We start from the raw sequence: 3,708 nt of genomic DNA on the forward strand, positions 1-3,708 counted from the left end.
CAGCACCATCTCCCGGGCCGGCAGCAGCTCCAGCCGTTCGAGCTCGCGATCGTCGGAACGCTGGCTGGCCGCGTCGAAGGGGCGCAGCTTTTCGAGGGTATCGCCGAAGAATTCAAGCCGCACCGGCCGGGCCAAAGAGGGCGGAAAGATGTCGATGATGTCGCCGCGCACCGAAAAGGTACCGCGGTCCTCCACCAACGGCACGGCGTTGTAACCGAGCCGCTGCAGCAAGTCGGTGAGCTGCTCGCGGGGGTAGTCGTCGCCGAACTCCAGCACCTCGCAGAGCCCGGCCAGCACCTCGCGGGGAATCACCCGCTGCAGCAGCGCCCGCGCGGTCGTTACCACCGCCTTCGCCCGCCCCTGATGCAGGGCGGCCAGCGCCGCCAGGCGGGCGGCCTCGACCTCGGGATGGGGGCTCAGCGGCTCATAGGGGCGGATTTCCCAATGCGGAAAGACCAGGACTTCTTCAGGGCGACCGTGGTAGAAGGCGAGGGCGGCGGCAAACCGTTCAGCCTGCCGGCTGTCGGCGGCCACCACCAGGAAAGGTTCCGGCACCGCCGCCAGTTCCGACGCCAGCAGGCAGGCGCCGCTGGAACCGACCAGTCCGAGCACCTCGGTGCGGGTCTGGCCGGCAGCGAGCCCTTCGACCACCGAACGGATGGTGGCGTGGGCGATTTCCGGCTGTTGGGTCGATGGGTCCATTGGGGCGGTGAACATCCCTACGAAAACGGGGCGTGCTGAACACGCCCCGCGGTAAACTCAAAAATGGCCGCGCGCGGTCAGTCCCGGGGGACAGCCAGCATGCGGTCGAGGGTGATTTTGGCCCGTTCGCGGATATCGGGCGCCACGGTGATCTGCGGACTCATGGTCTGCAGGCAGCGCAGCACATCCTCCAGCGAAGTCAGCTTCATGTTGGGACAGATCAGGCGGGGCGAGGGGAGGATGAACTCCTTGCCGGGATTTTCCTTGCGCAGCCGGTAGAGGATCCCCGCCTCGGTGCCGACGATGAATTTTTTCGCCTGGCTTCTAAGGGCGTAGTCGTACATGCCGCTGGTGGAACAGATATGGTGGGCCAGCTCGAGAATCTCGGGAGGACACTCCGGATGCGCCATGAACAGGGCACCTGGATGCTCAGCCAGGGCCCGCTTGACCTCGGCGACCTGCAGCCGGTCATGGGTCGGGCAGAAGCCCTCCCAGAGATGGCACTTCTTGTCGGTGTGAGCGGCGATGTAGTGGCCGAGGTTGCGGTCGGGGACCAGGATCACCTCGTCGGCGTCGAGGGAGTTGACCACCTTCACCGCGTTGGCGCTGGTGCAGCAGATATCGCTCTCGGCCTTGACCGCGGCGGTGGAATTGACATAGGTCACCACCGGCCGACCGGGGAGACGGGCTTTCATCTCCCGCAGCCCCTCGGGGGTCACCATGTCGGCCATCGGGCAGCCGGCATCGGCGCGGGGCAGCAGCACGATCTTCTCCGGCGAGAGAATCGCGGCACTTTCGGCCATGAAGTGCACGCCGCAGAAAACAATCACCTGCTTGTCGGTACGGGCCGCCTCCATCGACAACCCGAGGGAGTCTCCGGTAATGTCGGCGATTGCCTGGATTTCATCGCGCTGGTAGTTGTGCGCCAGCAGCAGGGCGTTGCGTTCCTTGGCCAGGCGACGGATTTCCTGGATTATTTCTTCCTGTGTCATTACCCACCTTCCACGCCGCTTCCGCGGCAGCTTTTTAGTCGCCGTATACTAGTTCAAAAGCCCTGATATGTCAAACCCTTATCGCCCCCCTTTGGCCTTGACAGGGGGGGGGAGAAGGGATATTCTCTGCACATTTCGAGAATTCCGTCCATTTATTCCTGCGAGGTAGCACCCTATGTTCGGTATCGGCATGCCCGAACTCCTTCTCATCCTGGCCATCGCCCTGATCGTGATCGGCCCGAAAAAACTCCCCGACCTGGCCAAGGCCCTCGGCCGCGGACTGTCCGAATTCAAGCGGGCCACCGACGATTTGAAGAATACGCTGAATGAAGAAACCCGCACCAGCGAAACCCGTGACCGGCTGATCAACGAGGGGAAGATCAAGGCTCCGGGAAGCGAGACGCCTTCCAATCCCTACGTCGACGGAACCTCCGGGGCTAACGGATCGCCGGTAGCGGAACAGGACGCATCCAGTGCGGACCAACCGCCGAAAGATTCGACCCATGGCGGATGATCAGCTTCCTTTTACCAGTCACCTCGAAGAGCTGCGCAAACGGCTGATGATCGCCGGCGGCGCCTGGCTGGTCGCCTTTCTCGGCTGCTACAGCTTTGCCGAAAAGCTCTTCCAGTACGTCGCCGAACCGGTGCGGGCGGCCCTGCCCGAGGGGAGCTCGCTGGTCTTCATCAACGCCACCGAACCCTTTTTCACCTATCTCAAGGTGGCGGCGGTCGCCGGCCTGCTGCTGGCCCTGCCGGTCATCCTCTGGCAACTCTGGGCCTTTATCGCCCCGGGACTCTACGGCCACGAGAAACGCTTTGCCGTTCCCTTCGTGCTGGTCAGCTGCCTCTGCTTCGCCGCCGGCACCTACTTCGGCTTCACCTACGTCTTCCCCACGATTTTCACCTTTCTGATCTCCTTCGGCACCGGCACCGGCGAAATCAGCGCCATGCTGTCGATGGGGGGCTACCTGACCCTGTCGACCCGCCTGCTGCTCGCCTTTGGGCTGGTTTTCGAATTGCCGGTGGTGATTTTCTTTCTCGCCCGCATGGGCGTCGTTGACCACAAGTGGCTGCGCAAGAACCGCAAGTTCGCCATCCTGGTCGCTTTCGTCGTTGGCGCCATCCTGACCCCGCCGGACGTCTTTTCCCAGACCGCCATCGCCGGCCCCTTCATCATCCTTTATGAGGTTGGCATCATCGTCGCCCGACTGTTCGGCAAAAAGAAGCCGGAACCGGATGAGGAGCCGCAGGAATCGGCGAAAACCGAAGGCTGACCTGCCGAAAGTCCGGCCGAGAAAAACCCAGAAACAGCCGCGGGGCACGGCGGCGGCTGAAAACTCCGGCACAACCGGCAAGGCCCACCCGACGTTCGGGGTGGGCCTTTTTCATCTCTGCTTTTCGCGGCATCAGAAGCTGTTTTCGACGACCACTGCACTCAGGGGCAATTGTCCGGGCTTGGGCCAGGAGTCCTTGGTTTTCTTCCCGACGGCTACCATCGGACCCATCACATGATCGGCAGGGAGCTTGATGAGTTCGCCGACCTTTTCAATGTCGAAACCGATCATCGGGCAGGAATCGTACCCCATCGCCTTGGCCGCCAGCATGATCGTCTGCATGGCCAGGCCGATCGACCGCTGAGCCTCGTCGCGCTGCAGCCAGTCGCGTCCTTCATGAAACGGCCCCATCCAGTTGACCAGGAGCTCGGCAACCTCTTTGGGCGCATTCTGCCAGTAACGTCCGGGCTCCTTGGCCCAGGCCTTGACGTCTGCCGTCATGATGATGAGCAGGGAGGCATCGGTCATCTGGGCCTGGTCGTTGCCGAATTCGGTACGAATCCGCCTGCGCAGGGCCGGATCGCGAACGATGACAAACCGCCAGTGCTGGGCGTTGAAACTGGTGGGCGCCTGTATCGCGGCATCCAGAAGCCTGGCCTCTTCTTCTTTGGTGAGACGGTGATTGGGATCAAAATGCTTGATCGCCCGACGCTGGTAGATGGCATCAAAGGTGTCCATAA

4 protein-coding genes and 1 pseudogene are annotated in these 3,708 nt (G+C 62.6%); 2 read left to right on the forward strand and 3 right to left on the reverse strand.

Translation table 11 applies throughout. The features are described from left to right. A pseudogene (locus ABYV89_RS15415) lies at positions 1 to 702 on the reverse strand (transcription-repair coupling factor); the annotation flags it as partial. 77 nt (positions 703 to 779) lie between these two features. Beyond that, positions 780 to 1,694, reverse strand: coding sequence for a quinolinate synthase NadA (gene nadA / locus ABYV89_RS15420; RefSeq protein WP_432823822.1), 915 nt, complete (start codon positions 1,692 to 1,694; stop codon positions 780 to 782). Positions 1,695 to 1,869: 175 nt separating this feature from the next. Here nadA and tatB point away from each other — a divergent pair, with 175 nt between their 5' ends. After that, positions 1,870 to 2,208 carry a Sec-independent protein translocase protein TatB gene (gene tatB, locus ABYV89_RS15425; protein WP_432823823.1) on the forward strand — a complete coding sequence of 113 codons (339 nt, stop codon included), beginning with the start codon at positions 1,870 to 1,872 and terminating at the stop codon, positions 2,206 to 2,208. Further along, positions 2,198 to 2,968: a twin-arginine translocase subunit TatC gene (tatC, locus tag ABYV89_RS15430; protein WP_432823824.1), complete on the forward strand. Its 771-nt coding sequence runs from the start codon at positions 2,198 to 2,200 to the stop codon at positions 2,966 to 2,968. The genes tatB and tatC overlap by 11 nt, the downstream gene beginning before the upstream one ends. A gap of 132 nt (positions 2,969 to 3,100) precedes the next feature. On the opposite strand, the gene ABYV89_RS15435 is transcribed toward tatC, so the two are convergent. After that, complete coding sequence (locus tag ABYV89_RS15435; protein WP_432823825.1) at positions 3,101 to 3,706, reverse strand: nitroreductase family protein; 606 nt, start codon at positions 3,704 to 3,706, stop codon at positions 3,101 to 3,103. Between the last annotated feature and the right edge of the window lie 2 nt (positions 3,707 to 3,708).

Source organism: Trichloromonas sp., from assembly GCF_041583255.1.
Classification (GTDB): domain Bacteria; phylum Desulfobacterota; class Desulfuromonadia; order Desulfuromonadales; family Trichloromonadaceae; genus Trichloromonas.

Excerpts from the sequence above, each read along its gene's own strand:
- nadA (WP_432823822.1), bottom strand. The coding sequence starts at position 1,694 with ATGACACAGGAAGAAATAATCCAGGAAATCCGTCGCCTGGCCAAGGAA.
- tatB (WP_432823823.1), top strand. The coding sequence starts at position 1,870 with ATGTTCGGTATCGGCATGCCCGAACTCCTTCTCATCCTGGCCATCGCC.
- tatC (WP_432823824.1), top strand. The coding sequence starts at position 2,198 with ATGGCGGATGATCAGCTTCCTTTTACCAGTCACCTCGAAGAGCTGCGC.
- ABYV89_RS15435 (WP_432823825.1), bottom strand. The coding sequence starts at position 3,706 with ATGGACACCTTTGATGCCATCTACCAGCGTCGGGCGATCAAGCATTTT.